The organism is Burkholderia sp. Tr-20390, assembly GCF_017104595.1.
Taxonomy (GTDB): domain Bacteria; phylum Pseudomonadota; class Gammaproteobacteria; order Burkholderiales; family Burkholderiaceae; genus Burkholderia.
The window spans coordinates 18,514-36,671 of sequence record NZ_JAAGPC010000090.1 but is presented as its reverse complement, the minus strand read 5'-3'; the positions used below and the strand labels follow the sequence as shown (position 1 = coordinate 36,671).

Sequence of the window (18,158 nt, the reverse complement as noted above, 5' to 3'; positions counted from 1 at the left end):
TCGGCCAACAGCTCGATCGGTTCGCTCTCGACCGGCCTCTCGTCGACCAATAGCTCAGTCACCTCGCTGTCGACTTCGACCTCGACCGGCTTGTCCTCGGCTAATAGCTCGATCACGTCGTTGTCGACCTCGACGTCGACGGGCCTCTCGTCGGCCAACAGCTCGATCGGTTCGCTCTCGACCGGCCTCTCGTCGACCAATAGCTCAGTCACCTCGCTGTCGACTTCGACCTCGACCGGCTTGTCCTCGGCTAATAGCTCGATCACGTCGTTGTCGACCTCGACGTCGACGGGCCTCTCGTCGGCTAACAGCTCGATCGGTTCGTTGTCCACGGGCCTCAGCTCGACGGATAGTTCGGTGACCTCGCTGTCGACCTCGACCTCGACCGGCCTGTCCTCGGCCAACAGCTCGATCGGTTCGCTCTCGACCGGCCTCTCGTCGACCAATAGCTCGGTCACCTCGCTGTCGACTTCGACGTCGACCGGCTTGTCCTCGGCTAACAGCTCGATCACCTCGCTGTCGACCTCGACCTCGACCGGCCTCTCGTCGGCTAACAGCTCGATCACGTCGCTGTCGACTTCGACGTCGACTGGTCTGTCGTCGGCAAACAGCTCGATCACGTCGTTGTCCACCTCGACGTCGACCGGTCTCTCGTCGGCAAACAGCTCGATCACGTCGCTGTCCACCTCGACGTCGACCGGTCTCTCGTCGGCCAACAGCTCGATCGGTTCGCTGTCCACGGGCCTCAGCTCGACGGATAGTTCGGTGACCTCGCTGTCGACCTCGACCTCGACCGGCCTCTCGTCGGCTAACAGTTCGATCACGTCGCTGTCGACTTCGACGTCGACCGGTCTGTCGTCGGCAAACAGCTCGATCACGTCGTTGTCCACCTCGACGTCGACCGGTCTCTCGTCGGCCAACAGCTCGATCGGTTCGCTGTCCACGGGCCTCAGCTCGACGGATAGTTCGGTGACCTCGCTGTCGACTTCGACCTCGACCGGCCTGTCGTCGGCTAACAGCTCGATCGGTTCGCTGTCCACGGGCCTCAGCTCGACGAATAGTTCGGTGACGTCGCTGTCGACTTCCACGTCGACGGGCCTGTCGTCGGCCAACAGCTCGATCGGTTCGCTGTCCACGGGCCTCAGCTCGACGGATAGTTCGGTGACGTCGCTGTCGACTTCGACGTCGACGGGCCTGTCGTCGGCCAACAGCTCGATCGGTTCGCTGTCCACGGGCCTCAGCTCGACGAATAGCTCGGTGACGTCGCTGTCGACTTCGACCTCGACCGGCTTGTCGTCGGCTAACAGCTCGATCACCTCGTTGTCGACCTCGACCTCGACCGGCTTGTCGTCGGCCAACAGCTCGATCACGTCGCTGTCCACGTCGACCTCGACGGGCCTGTCCTCGGCCAACAGCTCGATCACCTCGCTGTCCACGTCGACCTCGACGGGCCTGTCCTCGGCCAACAGCTCGATCACCTCGCTGTCGACTTCCACGTCGACCGGCCTCTCGTCGGCTAACAGCTCGATCGGTTCGCTGTCCACGGGTCTCAGCTCGACCAATAGTTCGGTGACCTCGCTGTCGACTTCGACCTCGACGGGTCTGTCCTCGGCCAACAGCTCGATCACGTCGCTGTCGACCTCGACCTCGACCGGTCTCTCGTCGGCCAACAGCTCGATCGGTTCGCTCTCGACCGGCCTCTCGTCGACCAATAGCTCAGTCACCTCGCTGTCGACTTCGACGTCGACCGGCCTGTCCTCGGCGAATAGCTCCATCACGTCGCTGTCCACGTCGACCTCGACCGGCTTGTCCTCGGCGAACAGCTCCATCACCTCGCTGTCGACCTCGACCTCGACGGGCCTCTCGTCGGCCAACAGCTCGATCGGTTCGCTGTCCACCGGCCTCAGCTCGACGAATAGTTCGGTAATCTCGCTGTCGACTTCGACGTCGACGGGCCTGTCGTCCGCGACCAGCTCGATCACCTCGCTGTCGACCTCGACCTCGACCGCGATCAACGCCGCGAAGACGCACTACTACAGCGTCAACGACAACGGCGTGCAGCAAGCCAACTACGACAACACGGGCGCAACGGGCACCAACGCCCTCGCGGCCGGCGTGAACGCCAGCGCGGCAGGCGCCAGCAGCGTCGCGGTCGGCGACGGCTCGAACGCACAGACGGCAGGCGCGGTCGCCATCGGCCAGAACGCCTCGGCAACGGGCGGCAAGGCCGTGTCGATCGGCTCCGGCAACACGGCAACCGGCGACGGCGCGGTCGCGATCGGCGACCCGAGCATCGCAACGGGTACCGGCGCGGTGGCGATGGGTGCGAACGACACGGCGACCGGCAACGGCGCAGTGGCGCTCGGCAACGCGAACACGGCCAACGGCGCGAGCGCGCTCGCCCTCGGCAGCTCGAACCAGGCCACCGCGGACAACACGATCGCGCTCGGCAACCAGGCCACGGCAAGCGCCACCGGCGCGCAAGCGTACGGCTCGGCTGCGAAGGCAACCGCCGCCGACGCACTCGCCTTCGGCACGAACGCACAGGCCAACGTCGCCAACTCGATCGCACTCGGCGCGAACTCGGTCACGAGCGCCGCGAACCCGACGTCGAGCGCCACGATCGGCGGCGTCACGTACCCCTTCGCAGGCGGTTCGCCGGTCGGCGTGGTGAGCGTCGGCGCACCGGGCCAGGAACGCCAGATCACGAACGTCGCCGCGGGCCGGATCTCGGCCAGCAGCACGGACGCGATCAACGGCAGCCAGCTCAACGCGACGAACAACGCGATCAACACGCTGTCGACGTCGACCGCGTCGAACGTCGCGTCGCTGTCGACGGGCATCAACTCGTTGTCCACCGGCCTGAGCGCGACGAACAGCAACGTGGCCTCGCTGTCCACGTCGACCTCGACCGCGATCAACTCGCTGTCGACGGGCCTGAGCACGACGAACAGCAACGTCAACTCGCTGTCGACGTCGACCTCGACCGGCATCGGCTCGCTGTCCACCGGCCTGAGCACGACGAACAGCAACGTGGCCTCGCTGTCGACCGGCGTGAACAACATCAACAACACGTTGAACTCGCTGTCGACGACGATCAACAACAACACGATTCGTTCCAACAACAACAACGGCGTCGCCGCCGACCTGAACGGCAAGGGCAACGACCTCCCGGTCGTCACCGCGGGTTCGAACTCGGTGGCGATCGGTGCGGGCTCCAACGACGGCGGCCGCTCGAACGTGGTGTCGGTCGGCAACGACCAGCAGCAGCGCCAGATCACGAACGTCGCGCCGGGTACGCAAGGCACCGACGCGGTGAACGTGAACCAGCTGACGCAGGTGCAGACGACGCTGTCGACGGCACTGTCGGGCCAGCAGGCGCAGATCAACTCGCTGGGTTCGCAACTGCAGCAGACCGACCAGATGGCGAAGCAGGGTATCGCGGCCGTCGGCGCGATGGCATCGATCCCGCAGCTCGATCGCGATGCCAACTTCGGGATGGGCGTGGGTACGTCGACCTTCCTCGGCCAGAAGGCGATGGCGGTCAACATGCAGGCTCGCATCACGGAGAACCTGAAGGCGTCGATCAACGGCGGCTTCAGCGGCGGTCAGAAGGTGATCGGCGCCGGCATGCTGTACCAGTGGAAGTAACGCGTCGCGCCGCCAGGCCGCCCGGCTCGCCAGCCGGACGGCCCGCGGCGGCCCCGACGGCCGGACGAGCCCGCCGCGCCACCCGTGGCGGGCTTCAGTCAACCCAAGCATTGAGGATGTAACCGTGAACAAACTCGCTCTTGCGCTCGCACTTTCCGCAACGGCCCTCGCCGCGTGCTCGACCGCATCCGGCCCGACCTTCAGCGCTTCCGAACTGCAGCCGCGCGACGGCGTGCGGACCTTCCAGGTGGACTGCCACGGCCTGCTGTCGGGCCCGCAGACCTGCATGAAGGCCGCCCGCAAGATTTGCGGCGAAGAGCCGGTGCGCGCCGTCGACTCGGCCCGCGCGCTGCGCGACAAATCCGATCCCGCGACGCTCGTGTTCCAGTGCGGCGCGGCGCCGGCCGAAGCGGCGTCGGCCGCCGCGCCGGCGGCTGCGGTCGTCGAACAGGTGAACCTGTCGGGCGACGCGCTGTTCGCGACCGACCACGCGACGCTCGCCCCGACCGCGCGCGAATCGCTCGACCGGTTGCTGAGCGAGCGCGCCGACCACACGTACTCGCAGGTGAGCGTCACCGGCTTTACGGATTCGGTGGGCAGCGACGACTACAACCTCGCGCTGTCGAAGCGCCGCGCCGAATCCGTCGCGGCGTACCTGAAGGCGCACGGCCTGAAGACCGACTCGCTGACGGTCACGGGTCGCGGCAAGGCCGATCCGGTCGCGTCCAACGCGACGCCGGAAGGCCGCGCCAGCAACCGCCGCGTCGAAATCCGACTGCAGCACTGAGCGGGCCGCCGCCGCGCGCGGCGCCCCGATCCGGCCGGCCGCCAGCGCCGCGCCGGGCTCGCACCCGACCGCCGCCGGACCGCCCGGGCGCCGCTTCGCCGGCGCCCGTTTCCGTTGGCCGGCGGCTATGTCAAAGTTCGTCACGTCCCGCCAAAACCGGTGGTTTCCGTGCCACAATCGCCGCAGACAGTCGCCGGGGCAGCCTGCCCGACTCGCACGCCGTGCCAGGCGTACCCGACGACACGCCGGAAACCGGCTGCCGCCCTCGCGAACCCGGTCGCCCGATTCGCCCGCCGCGGCGCACCGGCGCACATGCAACCATGACGATCCACGGCGCGCCGCTTCCAGGCCAGACGCTCGACGCAATGCCCGGACGCACGACGCCGCAGAGGAAACCAACCGGTGACGGACATCAATGAAGCCGCCTCGGGCGGCACCCGCAAGCAACGGCCGGCGGTCGGCATCTCGCTGTTTGCGCGCGACGGCCAGGCGATCTGGGAAAACGGCATACACCAGAACATCGCGTTCCTCGCGATGATGCTCAAGCGCTCGGATCGTGTCGGCCCCGTCTACTTCCTGAACGGCGGCGACGCCAACGCGCTGCCGGCCGGCCTCGAACTCGACGGCCTCGACATCCCGCTCGTGAAGCCCGCCGACGTCACGCACGAACTCGACGTCGTGATCGAAATGGGCGCGCAGCTGCCGGTGGAATGGCTCAGGCACATGAAGGCGCTCGGCAAGAAAATCGCCGCGTTCTTCTGCGGGCACGTGTATGCCGGCCTGTGCGAAACCCCGATCTTCGGCAAACCGTCGGGGCACATCTTCAACGGTGCGCCGTTCGACGAAGTGTGGCTGCTGCCGCAATACGACAAGACCGCCGCGCCAATGCTGCAGACCATCCTGCGCGCGCCGGTCCACCTGATGCCGCACATCTGGTCGCCGTACTTCCTCGATCGCCGCATCGCCGCGCTCGCCGCGGAAGGCGCGACGTTCGGCTATCGGCCGGGCCGCCGCCCGTGGCACCTGGCGATGCTCGAACCGAACATCTCGGTCGCCAAGTCCTGCCACTACCCGATGCTCGCGTGCGACGAGTTCTACCGCGCGCGCCCGGACGCGGTACAGCACATGTTCGTCGTGAATTCGTTGCACATGAAGGAGCATCCGACCTTCGTGCACTTCGCGAACAGCCTCGACCTCGTGCGCCAGCACAAGGCGACCTTCGAGCCGCGCCTCGACCTGCCGGGCTTCATGGCGCGCCATGCGGACGCGGTCGTGTCGCACCACTGGGAAAACGGGCAGAACTACCTGTATTACGACGTGCTGTACGGCGGCTACCCGCTGATCCACAACTCGACGCTGATCGGCGACGCCGGCTACTACTACCCCGACTTCGATTCCGCCGCGGGCGGCCGAGCACTGCTCGAGGCCTGGCTGTATCACGACGAACGCCTCGACGACTACCGCGCGAAGGCCGGCCGGCTGCTGCAGTCGGTCTCGATCGACAACCCCGCGAACCTCGACGCGTTCGTCTCGCGTCTGGTCGCCTGAACCGGAGCATACGCATGTCGGACTCCAATGCCCGTCAAGCGCCCGGCGAGGGCAAGCGTCTCGTCGTCGGCGTGTCGCTGTTCGTGCGCGGCGCCGGCCAGTCGCTGTGGGAAAACGGCATCTTCCAGAACTGCCTGCTGCTGATCCTGCTGCTGCGCCAGTCGCCGCTCGTCGCGGAAGCCGTGATGGTGAACGGCGGCGAACAGGTCGCCGATCCGCAGATGATGCTCGGCGAATGGGACGTGCCGCTGCTGTCGATGGACGAAGCGCTGGAACGCTGCGACGTCCTGATCGAAATGAGCGCGCAGTTCGGCGCGGACTACCTGCGCGCGTTCCGCGAGCGCGGCGGCAAGGTCGTCACGATGCGGGTCGGCAACGACTACGTGATCGACATCGAACGCGCGATGTTCAACAAGCCGTCGGGTTTCCTGTTCTCGGGCGCGCCGTACGACGCCGTGTGGACGATCCCCGAGTTCGAGCGCTCGTGCCTGCACTATTACCAGACGGGCCTGCGCGCGCCCGTCACGATCGTCCCGCACATCTGGCACCCGATGCTGTTCGACAAGGCGCGCGCGACGCTCGGCGCCGGGCTGTCGTTCGGCTATGCGCCCGGCAAGCCGCGCTGGCGCGTGACGATGTTCGAGCCGAACATCTGCATGGTGAAGACGAGCGTCATTCCGATGCTGGTGGCCGAGGAAGCGTATCGGGCCAAGCCTGATTTCCTCGAGTTCGTGCGCGTGTGCAACACGCTGCACCTGAAGGAACATGCGACGTTCGTCCACTTCGCGAAGAGCCTCGACATCGTGAACCACGGGATCACGACGTTCGAAAGCCGCTATGCGGTGTACGAGTTCATGGCCGCGTACGGCGATGCGGTGGTGTCGCACACGTGGGAAAACGCGCAGAACTACCTGTACTACGAGCTGCTGTACGGCGACTACCCGCTGATCCACAACTCGCCGTTCCTCGGCAAAGCCGGGTATTTCTACCCGGACTTCGACTGCCAGGCCGGCGGCCGCGCGCTGCTGAAAGCGTTCGCCGAGCACGACGCGAACCTCGAGGCGTACCGCGAGCAGTCGCGGCACGTGCTCAGTTCCGTCAGCATCTACAACCCCGAGAACGTCGCCGCCTACACGGACGCGATCGCCACCCTCTATCGCGACGCGTGACGCGCCGCCCTTTCCGGACTCCGACATGAACGCACGCCCGTCCCTTACCCGCGCCAAATGGCTGATCGGCTGCGCCGTCGCTTCGATCGCGCTCGGCGCGCATGCGCAATCCGCCGGCGAATCGGCCGACGCGCTGCTCCGCGACTCGGATGCGGTGTTCAAGCAGCTCGATGCCGGCCAGTACGGCGCGGTATGGGCCGACGCGGCCCCGTTCGTGAAGGCGCGCATCAAGCAGGACCAGTTCGCGGCCGACATGCAGCATGCACGCCAGTCGGTCGGCACGGTCAGCCGTCGCGGCTGGGCGCAGGTCACGCGCATCCGCTACACGAATGCGGCGACGACGCCCGACGGGCTTTACGCGAACGTCGACTACACGACCACGCTGACGAGCGGCGCGACGGTCTACGAGAAGCTGAGCTTCCGCCTCGAAGATGACGGCCGCTGGCACCTGACGGGCTACGTGCCGCGCCAGTCGCAGAATTTCGCGCAATAACCCGCGCGCCGCGCACCCACGGAGCCGATCCGATGAAACTCAATGTCGCGATAACGATGAACGTGCAGCGCGACGCGACGCAGTCGATCTGGTACAACGGCGCGAACCAGCACTGCGTGTTCCTGTACATGCTGCTGAAGCAGTCGCCGCTGATCGGCGAGGTCTGGCTCGCGCACGACGACGGCATCACCGACTATCCGCAAGCGCTGATGATGGACGCGTTCGGCGACGCGCTGCGGCCGCTGTCGGCCGTCGTCCACCAGACCGACCTGCTGATCGAGATGAATGCGTTCATCGACCAGACCCACACGGATGCGGTACGCCGGCGCGGCGGCAAGTGCGTGTCGTACCGCTTCGGCAACGACTACGTGATCGCGGTCGAGACGATCAACTTCGAGAAGAATCAGTGGCGGCCGAACCCGAACCGCGTGCAGTTCGACGAGATCTGGACCAACCCGCAGCACATGCACACGTGCGCGGCGTATTTCCGGGCCGTCTATCGTGCGCCGGTGATCGAGCTGCCGCACATCTGGTCGCCGTATTTCATCGAGCGCAGCCTCGACGCCGATCCTGAACTGAAGGCGCGCTTCGGCTATCGCAACCACGGCACCGCGAAGCGCATCGCGTTCTTCGAACCGAACCTGAACGTCGTGAAGAGCTCGATCGTGCCGATGCTCGCCGCGAACGCGTGCTACGTCGAGCATCCGGAGCTCGTCGAGCACGTGTTCATGACCAACACGTTCGACAAGAAGGAAAACGTCGCCTTCAAGCATCTCGCGCTCGGGCTCGAGATGGTGCGCGACGGCAAGGCGACCGCTGACGTGCGCGCGCCGTTCGTCGCCTGGGCCGCGCATCACACCGACATCGTCGTGTCCCATCACTGGGAAAACGGCCTCAACTACCTGCTGTACGACGCGCTGTACGGCAACTACCCGCTCGTGCACAACTCGCCGTTCCTGCGCGACGTCGGCTACTACTACCCCGACTTCGAGATCTTCGATGCGGCGCGTGCGATCGCGACCGCCGCGCAGACGCACGACGCTCGGCTCGACGACTACGCGGCCGCGGCCCGCCGCTGCCTGCACCAGGTCGACACGCTCGCCGAGCACAACGTCCACGCGTATTCCGCGCGGATCCGGCAGCTGTTCGACGGCCGCGCACTCGGCTGACCTCCTTCGCACACGCCCCGCCCATGAATCAGACCGTCCGCAATTTCGTCGTGATCGATTCGATCCACGGCCCGTTCGTCATCAACCGGCACTGCGCGTTTCAGGCCGAAGCGCTGATCAAGACCGGCCGGCCGCACATCCAGGGCGAGCTCGACACGATCCTGCACGTGATCGACCAGTTGCCGGACGATGCGATCGCGGTGGACGGCGGCGCAAATGCGGGGCTCGTGTGCGTGCCGATCGCGCACCGGCTGCGTGCGCGCGGCGGCCGCGTGTATGCGTTCGAGCCGCAGCGCACGCTGTTCCATGCGCTCGGCGGCACGGTCGCGCTCAACCAGCTCGACAACGTCCATCTGCTGAACATGGGGCTCGCCAGCGCCAACGGGACGATGAAGGTGCCCGACGTCGACTACGGACAGGAGGCCGACTTCGGCCAGGTCTCGCTCGTCGGCGGGCAGGCTGACGGCGGCACGCCGACCCCGGTCGTGCGGCTCGACTCGCTCGGGCTGCCTCGGCTGGATTTCCTGAAGCTCGACATCGAAGGGATGGAGATCGACGCGCTGCGCGGCGCGCGCCGGCTGATCGAGACGCATCTGCCGTGGTGCTGGATCGAATACTGGAAAGTCGGCGAGGCGCCGATCATCGCCACGTTCGCCGGCCTCGACTACACGTTCTACCGGATCGACGGCCTGAACATGCTGTGTGTGCCGAACCCGCGCTGGGACCGGCAGAAGCTGATCATCTCGGGCGAACCGCTTGCCGTCACGGCGGAGGCGGACAACAATACGGCGCTCCCGGCAGCGACAGCCGCAGCCGCCGACGCCGAGGCGCCCGAAACGAACTGGAATCTCGCACTCGACCACGAGTCGCGCGGCGAATGGGGCCATGCCATCGACCGCTGGCAGCGTGCGCGCGGCCGCGGGCTCGACGACGATGCGATCGCGCTGCAGCTCGCATCGTGCTACGGCTTCGCCGGCGCACCCGAAGCCGGGCTCGCGGCGCTCGAACGCTTCGGCGATCCTGCCGCCCTGCCCGACGCGACGCGTGGGCGCATCGAACTCGCGCGTTCGGCGCTGCTGCTGCGCGCCGGCCGGCGCGACGAGGCCGCCCTCGCCACCATCGCCAGCGAAAACGTGCTGACGGCCGCCCAGTTCGGGCTGGCAACGGAGCGGCTCTACCAGGGCCAGCCGCTGCACGGCAAACGGCTGCTCGTGCTCAGCTACGGCGGCGTCGGCGACCAGCTCCAGTACGCGCGCTACCTGCCTGCGCTCGGCGCACTCGGCTGCACGAGCGTGACCGTCGTCGTGCCGGACGCGCTGACGGGCCTGCTGCGTCACACGTTCCCGCACATCGAATTCATCGGCACACAGGGCGCATGGGTCGACACGTCGCCACTCGCGCACGACTACTGGTGTTCGTGCCTGATGCTCGCCGCGCAGTTCGGCTATGCGCCGGCGCCCGCAGGCTCGGCGGCCGCCTACCTGTCGTGCCCGCCCGAGCGCGCCGCCACGTGGCGCGAGCGCGTGTCGCGCGACGGCCATCCCGCCGGCACGCGCCGCATCGGGCTCAACTGGCGCGGACGCGACGAAAGCGACGCGCGCTTCCATCGCGCGGCCAGCCTGCGCGACTTCGCGCCGCTGACGCGGATGCATGGCCACGCCGCGTACTGCATCAATCGCGACCTGTCCGCGCAGTCCGAGCAATCGGACCTGCCGGTGACGTTCCCGCATCACGCGATCGGCGACTTCAGCGACCTGGCGGGGCTGATGCTGGCGCTGGATGCCGTGGTGACCACCTGCACCGCGCACATCCACCTCGCCGGCGCGCTCGGCGTGCCGGCCGTGCTGCTGCTCAGCCCGAAAGCCGACGCGCGCTGGGAAACCGGCTCGCGCACCGCGCTCTATCCGGGCATCCGGATCGTGCGCGCCGCGCGCGTCGGGCAATGGGACGACGCGGTCGACCGCGCGATGGCGTTCGTGCTCGGCGGATTCGGGAAGGATTGATCGACAGGATGTTGATCGGGGCCGCGGCGCGCGGATGATGTCGACGCGGGCCGCGCGTCTCGCGCTGTGGCCCGTGACTGGCGTGAACAGGCGCTAGACCAGCACCCGATCGCCGCTCTGCGCGGCGAACGTACGGCCATGCCGCCGCCCCATTCGCGCGAGCACCGCGAAGCAATGCGCCACCGGCCGGCTGGCGCCGCCGGATGGCTTGACGAGGCTGTCGGACACGCCACGCGCGATGGCCGAATCGTCGCCGCACGCGCCCGCGATGACGGCCGCGTAATAGTGCCGCGCCGCCAGCTCGCGGCCGCCGGCGTCGAGCGGCGTCATCCGCTGAATGCGGCGTGCAATGGCTTTCAGGCCGTCGAGATACGGTGCGACGTCGATCGGCACCTCGGTCGATTCGGCGCCCAGTTGCCACAGCATGTCGGCCAGCTCGGTGATCGCGACGAGGTCGCGCGCACCGGCCGCCTGCGTGCCCGTTCCGCCTCCGGCCTTCGTCCCTGCCATGCTCAGCCCCTTTGCGATTCGTCCCGGCCACGCGCCGATCACGCCCGACATCGGCGTGCATCGTGCACGCCACCTCGCCTGTTCCCGCGCCGTCACGCGGCGGCCGGCGACCGCCACGAAAAACGGATGCCCTGCGCCCACGCGACGCCGGCATCCAGGATGATCTGCCGGTCGACCTCGCTCTCCACGCCTTCGACGACGACGTGTCGCGCCCCTTCATGCGCGAACGCGATCAGCCGGCGGAGCTGGTAACGCCCGATCGCGTTGCGCTTGATCATCGACAGGATCGACCGGTCGAGCTTCACGATGTCGGGATTGCCGACCACCAGGTTGTTCAATGCGCTGAAGCCGACCCCGAAATCGTCGATCGCGATGCGGCACCCGGCCTGCCGGAAGCGGTTCACGAACGATCGCCCCGCGACGGGGTTCAGCGGCCCCGTCTCCGTGATCTCGACCACCAGCCGCGCCGCGACCGACGGCTCGCGCTCGAGCCGCCTGAAGAGGGCCAGCCACGCGTCGTCGACCACCGCGCTCGCCGCCGCCACGTTGCAGCCGTAAACGGCAGCCGGATCGGCACGCAGCGCGTCGATCGTCCGGCCGACCACGAGCCGGTCGAACCACCGCATCAGCCCGAGCGCCTCGAGGCGCGGCAGGAACGCGACCGGCGGCAGCGTATCGCGCTCACCCCACCGCAATCGCGCCAGGCATTCCTGGTACAGCACACCACCCGACAGGTCCGCCCGGCACACGGGCTCTTGCGCGAACCCGAGCCGGCTTTCCACGAAACTGCGTACCGACGCAAGGTCGGGATGATCGTCGGGGGCGCCGAACACGAGATCGATTTCGTCACGATTCGCTTCCCGATTCGCCTCCAGGCGAGCTTCGACCGCATTCATCCGGCGCTCCGGCAAATGGCGAGCCGCCGATCGCGGCTCGACCTCAACAAACATGCGGAGCAAGCCGATCCATGACGCGCTCCGCCGCCTACCCGGCCCATCCTGTTATGTCGATCTTTTCCGGGAGCGTACTGTTCGCTTCGGCGCGCCGTCAAATTCGATATTTTTCAACGATATTCAATTACTGGAAATACACCATGCGCGCACGATACCGAATGTGCGACAGGTCACACTAACGCAAATTACGGAACCCCGATTCGGATACTGTTTATTTCTCCCGCCTAAACAACCGGGCCCGATTCAATTCCCCTGCCATTTACGGATCTCGAAATCAGGAAACCCTGAATTGATCAGATAAATACCGCCCCGTGAAGCATCGTGTCATCGCCCGCTGTCGAGCCTGTCGCGGAGGCCGGCACCTACGTCGAAAATCGGCTGCCGCACGTCATTCGATCATCGCAGCATTCAATTTTATTGTTTCAAACGAATTATTGAATTTTCAAACATGAATCAAACAGCCTTTAATCGATAATATCAATTTAATTCATATGATAATTATCGATTGAACCATTTTTAACAATCTTAAATACTTGTTAACCTCTAAAATGATTTCCGACGGACTTCCCTCGGAGCCGTCAAATTCGTGCCTTCAAAACCGTCGAACCGATCGGGTTCGGCGGTTTCTTTTTTAACGGCATTATTTCGTCAGACATTAGGGCGGGACAATCCCGATGGCGGGATTGGGCGCGACGGTGTGCGTCGCGCGAAACATCGGGCCTTATGCGGCCGAGGCGCCGATCAGGTTCGCCAGCAGCGCGTCGTATTCGGCGACGAGTGCCGGATTGGCCGACGTATAGCGGCCGAGGATCTCGCGCTGGCGCCGCGTGTACGCTTCCCAGTCGTCATCGTGCGTATGCAGCGCGCGCAGCAGCGCATCGGCGCCCTGCTGCACGTCGTTGTCCGGATAGTAGTAGCCGAGATCGGGCGCGAGGCTCGCGTTGTGCACGAGCGGATAGCCCTGCCAGCACACGTCGAAATAGAAATAGTTGAGCGGGTTCGACCATTGGTGCGACACGACGATATCGGTCAGGTCGGCCAGGAACAGCGGCGTATCGAAGCGCCCGACGAAGCTCGCCTTGCCCGCGCGCACGATGTCGAGGTAGTTCATCAGCATCACGAACTCGGGGCTGTCGTGTGCGAGATGGAGGGCATTCGTCACGTGCGTGAAGCAGATCGCATCGGGATCTCGCCGATACGCTTCGTCGATGATCAGCATCGGATACACGCAGAACTTCACCACGTCGTGGTTCGGCTCCATCACCGTCAGCCGCTTGCCGGGCTCGCTGCGCGGCCGGTATTCACCATGCTCGGGCAGCGGCGCGGCGCGCGCACTCAGGAACATCGGATCCCACACGAACGGCACGACGCGCCCCGGGCAGCGGCGCAGCGACTGCAGGAACGGCAGCGACGAGGGCGCGATCTGCGGAATCGCCCACACCTCGTCGTAGCCGCGGTTGATGAACAGCGAATCCCACAGCCGGCGGCCGAACAGCATCGACTCCATCACGTTGATGTACTCGACGCCGCAGCAGTAGCTGACGAGCTTCGCGCCGCGCGCCTTCAGGTAGGCCGTCTGCTCCCCGTTGACCTGGCCGCCGAGCTCGATCACCACGTCGAGCGAATCCTTCATGTCGTCGAACGTGCGCGTGTCGAATACGTGGCGATCCCACGGCAGCGCATCGGTGAGCGGCACATCGGTGGTGTTGACCAGCGTCACGCGGTAGCCGTGCGGCGACGCCATCAGCAGCTTCGCGAGAAACAGCGCGTTCTGCTTGATGCCGTTGATCCACAGGCTTTCGTCGGGGGCACGCAGTCCGATCGTGATACCGATGCGCAGGCCGTTCAGGACAGGGGACGTCATCGTCGGCAGGATGGAAGGTTGGATGGGGATGGAATGGACGCAGTGTAGCGCGCGATGCGCCGCCCGCGTCAAGCGGCGCTCGCCGGCGGCAAGCGGGCATTCTAGCGGAGCGCCGGCCGCATACTGTCAGGGATGGTCAGCGCGCGGCCAGCGCATGCCAATCGGCGAGACGGTTGTGCGATACTCCGGCGACCCGCCGCGCTACCGGGATGCCGGGGGATGATCGGACGGTATCGGCATCCGGCGCGGGCAGACAACGACCTCGCAGCCACGCTGCGGAAAAAATGGCTGACAGAATGGAACGCGACGCCGCGCAAGTCTTCCGGGCAATCCATCACGAACAGGGGCGGCATGCGCCGGTACGCGTGCCCGGCCGCGATGCCGTGCCGACACGCCCCGCGCCCGGCGCCCGTCGTGATCCGCTTCGCGGCCTCCGGAGCGCGCGATGATCGTCCTCAGCCATTTCAGTCACGACGCGCCCGCCAGCCTCGAGAATCACCGGCAGTACGCACAGGCGCACGGCTATCGCCACGCAATCGTCGACGCCTCCGCGATGCCGCAGGCGCTGCCGCTGCGGCCGCTCCATCGCTACGAATCACTGCTCCATGTGCTGCGCGGCGCGCAGCCCGGCGAGCTCGTGCTGCTGCTCAGCGAAGATGCGGCAATCATCGAGCCCGCCGCGCTCGATCGCCTGATGCACGGCCGCGACATGCTGTTCGTCGACGGGTTCGCGCCCCCGTTGCCGCAGGTCGACGTGCAGATCTGGCGCAATACGGCGGCCGTGCGGGCGATCGTGATGCAGCTGGTGCAACGCTGCAAGCTCGGCAGCGAACCGCGGCTGACCTCGGAGGCCGCGCTGTTCGCGGCGCTCGACACGCATCACTACATGACCCCGATCGACGGGCTGTATCCGGTCATGCCGAGCAGCCCCGACCTCGATCCGATGTGGAGCCGCGAACCGACGTTCGCGATCAGCATCGACGACACGCCGGACGATCCCGAACGGAAAGGCACGACGCCCCGTTTCCGCGACACGCTCGTCGCGTACGTCAATCGATGCCGTGCCGCCGGCCGGCCGATGTTCTCGTTCGATCACGACGCCGCCAACACGCCGGACGAAGCCGCCGAGCGCAGCACCTACAACCCGGGCCGCCCGATTGCGTTGATGACGCTCTACACGCCGAACATCGGCAGCTATGCGCGCGTCGCCGAACGGAATTTCCGGCGTTACTGCGACACGCACGGCTACACGCTCTACGTGCATCGCGACATTCCGGCCGAGATCGGCCTGAACGCGACCGGCAACTGGTTCAAGCCGTGGCTGCTGCATGCGTACCTGCAGCATCACGAATGGGTCGTGTGGCTCGATGCCGACGTGCTGATCGCGGACCAGCAGAAAGCGCTGGCGCCGCTGCTCGAAGGGCGCGACTGGCTGCTCGCGCACGATCTCGGCCAGTGGGCGTTCAACTCGGGCGTGATGGCGTTCCGGCGCACCGAGCGCAACGACGCGATGCTGCGCGACATGATGACGACGATCGCCGCGCTGCACGACCGGTCGAGCGTCTATGCGAGCGACGGCGACCAGCTGCATTTCATTCGCGCGATGGAGCGCGACGGGCAATTGGACGGCGAAGGCGTGGCCGATCTCGTCAGCTTCAACACGCCCTGGCTGTTTCGGCGCGCGGACAGCTACATCGTCCACTACTACGGGATGTGGTCCGCGATGCGTGCGCTGATGATGGCGCACGACGACGGGGTGCTGGGCTGATACCGATGTTCGAAGCGGCAAAAACCGCTGGATGACTACAATCAATCCCCCGAGCGACGGCGCTCATCGCGTGCCGGCGAGCCGCCGGCACGCACGGGCCGCGGTCAGATCGCCGTCACCGTCGGCGCGACGGCGGCCGGATCGGTAAGGCTGGGCTTGCCGGTTTCCACGTGCCCCGCAATGCGTCGCGTCCAGCCGGCATTCCCCGCCACCGCGAACTGCAGGTCGTACCAGTGGCTGCTGCACGACAGATCCCAGCGCGCCTCGATGCGCTGCCCCGCCGGCACCGTCAGCGTGCGCGCGGCGCTACCGTACGCGACATCGGTCACCGTGACCGTGAGCGCGCCGGTACCCGCGTTGGCGATCGTCACGTACACGTCGCCGTTGGCCGTGTCGTAGCACGGCGTGATTTCAGGCTTCGCGCCGGCATCCGCCGCGGCCGAACCCGCGAAGCGCCGGAAATAGCCGTTCGGCCCCCACACGCTCACCAGGTAGTTGCCGTTCGCGTCGAGCGCCCACGTATCGGTCAGCTGCTTGCCCGCTTCGACCGTATAGCGGCGCGGCATCGCGGTCGCGTCACCCGTATAGACCCAGAAGTGCGCGCCTTGCGTGCCGGTATTCGCGAACGTCAGCGCGTAGCCCTGCGCCTGGAGCTGGCCGGTCACATGCAGTTCGTACGGCAGCGCGCGCGCCGGCCGCGTACCGGGTTCCTGCGCGGTCACGACCTGCTGCGCGGTGCTGGCCGGCGCGGTCTGCGACGACGCGCGCGAGCACTGCAGGTCCGCCTGCGCGACATACGCCTGCGTGCTCGGCAGGGTCGGCAGCGTGGCATCCGATTTCGAGAAGTCGAGCGCCGACGTCAGGTCGCCGCAGATCGCGCGGCGCCACGGCGAGATATTCGTTTCCATCACGCCGAAGCGCTTCTCGATGAATTGCAGCACCGACGTGTGATCGAAGACCTGCGAGCAGACGAAGCCGCCCTTCGACCACGGCGAGACCACGAACATCGGCACGCGCGGCCCGAGGCCATACGGCAGGTTGTCGGCCGTGTACGTGCCGGTCTGGGTCGAGGTCACGACGTTGTGCCGCTCGAGCGACACGTCCACGGTGCTCATCCCGGAGCCCGGCAGCGTCGGTGCCGACGGCGGCACGACGTGATCGAAGAAGCCGTCGTTCTCGTCGTACATGATGAGCAGGACGGTCTTGCTCCACACGTCCGGATTGGACGTCAGCGCATCGAGAATCGTCGACAGGTAGTACGCGCCGTAGAGCGGCGTGAACTTCGGATGTTCCGAATACGCGGCCGGCGGCAGTAGCCACGACACCTGCGGCAGCGCGTTCGCCTGCACGTCGGCCTTCAGCTGCGTGATCGGACGCGTGCTCATCCCCCGCGTCTGCAGCGACGAACCCGCCGGCGCATTCACGAAGTTGTTGAAGCACGCGAGCATGTTCGTGCCGTAGTTGCCGGTGAAGTTGTCGAACCCGGTGCCCTGCTGATAGATCTGCCACGAGATGCCGGCCTTTTCGAGCCGTTCCGGGTAGGTCGTCCAGTTGAAAGGCGGCAGCTTGATCTTGTCGAACTGGTTGTCGATGTAATCGGTGTTGTCGAGCAGCGGGCCGCCGCCCGTGCCGAGCGGGTCGACCATGCCCGTCATCAGGTACATGCGGTTCGGGTGCGTGTTGCCGGGGATCGAGCAGAAGTAGTTGTCGCACACGGTGAACGCATCCGCGAGCGCGTAATGGAACGGGATGTCGTCGCGGACGTGATAGCCCATCGTCATGTTCGACTTCTGCACCGCCCACTGGTCCGCGCGACCGTTGTCGATCGCGCCGTGCGTCGTCGCCCACGTATGCGGCAGGCCGCCGATGCACTGCGCGTTGACGCCCGGATTGGTCGTGTCGTAGCGGAACGGCGCGATCACGCTCGACGTGTCTTCCTGGCGCGGCTGGAACCACACCGGCTTGCCGTTCGGCAGCGTGACCGGGAAGCGGTCGTTGTAGCCGCGCACGCCGCTCAGGTGTCCGAGGTAATGGTCGAACGAACGGTTCTCCTGCATGAACACGACGATGTGCTGCACATCCTGGATCGTGCCCGTCACGGTGTTCGGCTCGATCGCCAGCGCCTTGCGGATCGATTCCGGCAGCAGTGCGGTGGCGGCGGTCGCACCGGCGAGGCCGGCGGAGAACTTCAGAAAGTCGCGTCGCGAATGGGTGGCCATGCTGGTTGCTCTTGATTGGATTTC

At 66.5% G+C, this 18,158-nt stretch carries 12 protein-coding genes; 8 read left to right on the top strand and 4 right to left on the bottom strand.

Translation table 11 applies throughout. The features are described from left to right. From G3N98_RS23075 to G3N98_RS23045, 7 genes are all read left to right on the top strand, one after another. Positions 1 to 3,651, top strand: a 3,651-nt coding sequence (locus G3N98_RS23075) for a YadA-like family protein (protein ID WP_206149318.1), incomplete at its 5' end; no start/stop codon positions are given. A gap of 124 nt (positions 3,652 to 3,775) precedes the next feature. Further along, positions 3,776 to 4,438: an OmpA family protein gene (locus G3N98_RS23070; RefSeq protein ID WP_089475527.1), complete on the top strand. Its 663-nt coding sequence runs from the start codon at positions 3,776 to 3,778 to the stop codon at positions 4,436 to 4,438. A gap of 402 nt (positions 4,439 to 4,840) precedes the next feature. Next, a complete protein-coding gene (locus G3N98_RS23065) occupies positions 4,841 to 5,986 on the top strand; it encodes a DUF2827 domain-containing protein (RefSeq protein WP_206149316.1) in 1,146 nt (381 codons plus the stop codon). A gap of 14 nt (positions 5,987 to 6,000) precedes the next feature. Then, positions 6,001 to 7,155 (top strand): DUF2827 domain-containing protein, encoded by a 1,155-nt coding sequence (locus tag G3N98_RS23060; RefSeq protein WP_206149315.1) that lies wholly within the window; start codon positions 6,001 to 6,003, stop codon positions 7,153 to 7,155. A gap of 25 nt (positions 7,156 to 7,180) precedes the next feature. Continuing rightward, entirely contained in the window at positions 7,181 to 7,648 is a 468-nt protein-coding gene (locus tag G3N98_RS23055; protein WP_175239987.1) for a DUF4019 domain-containing protein, read from the top strand. A 32-nt stretch (positions 7,649 to 7,680) separates the two neighbouring features. Then, positions 7,681 to 8,817 (top strand): DUF2827 family protein, encoded by a 1,137-nt coding sequence (locus G3N98_RS23050; protein WP_206149314.1) that lies wholly within the window; start codon positions 7,681 to 7,683, stop codon positions 8,815 to 8,817. A 23-nt stretch (positions 8,818 to 8,840) separates the two neighbouring features. After that, positions 8,841 to 10,820, top strand: a complete 1,980-nt coding sequence (locus G3N98_RS23045) for an FkbM family methyltransferase (protein ID WP_206149313.1) — start codon at positions 8,841 to 8,843, stop codon at positions 10,818 to 10,820. A 93-nt stretch (positions 10,821 to 10,913) separates the two neighbouring features. On the opposite strand, the gene G3N98_RS23040 is transcribed toward G3N98_RS23045, so the two are convergent. The 3 genes from G3N98_RS23040 to G3N98_RS23030 all read right to left on the bottom strand — a co-directional run bounded on the left by G3N98_RS23040 (position 10,914) and on the right by G3N98_RS23030 (position 14,147). After that, positions 10,914 to 11,330, bottom strand: coding sequence for a hypothetical protein (locus tag G3N98_RS23040; protein WP_089429033.1), 417 nt, complete (start codon positions 11,328 to 11,330; stop codon positions 10,914 to 10,916). A 92-nt stretch (positions 11,331 to 11,422) separates the two neighbouring features. Then, complete coding sequence (locus G3N98_RS23035) at positions 11,423 to 12,226, bottom strand: EAL domain-containing protein (RefSeq protein ID WP_089475533.1); 804 nt, start codon at positions 12,224 to 12,226, stop codon at positions 11,423 to 11,425. A gap of 778 nt (positions 12,227 to 13,004) precedes the next feature. Further along, positions 13,005 to 14,147, bottom strand: coding sequence for a DUF2827 domain-containing protein (locus G3N98_RS23030; RefSeq protein ID WP_175239990.1), 1,143 nt, complete (start codon positions 14,145 to 14,147; stop codon positions 13,005 to 13,007). Between the two features lie 445 nt (positions 14,148 to 14,592). Between G3N98_RS23030 and G3N98_RS23025 the strand changes: the two genes are divergently transcribed. Further along, positions 14,593 to 15,915, top strand: a complete 1,323-nt coding sequence (locus G3N98_RS23025) for a galactosyl transferase GMA12/MNN10 domain protein (protein WP_206149312.1) — start codon at positions 14,593 to 14,595, stop codon at positions 15,913 to 15,915. 104 nt (positions 15,916 to 16,019) lie between these two features. On the opposite strand, the gene G3N98_RS23020 is transcribed toward G3N98_RS23025, so the two are convergent. Next, positions 16,020 to 18,134, bottom strand: coding sequence for a phospholipase C, phosphocholine-specific (locus tag G3N98_RS23020; protein WP_206149311.1), 2,115 nt, complete (start codon positions 18,132 to 18,134; stop codon positions 16,020 to 16,022). Positions 18,135 to 18,158 lie beyond the last annotated feature (24 nt).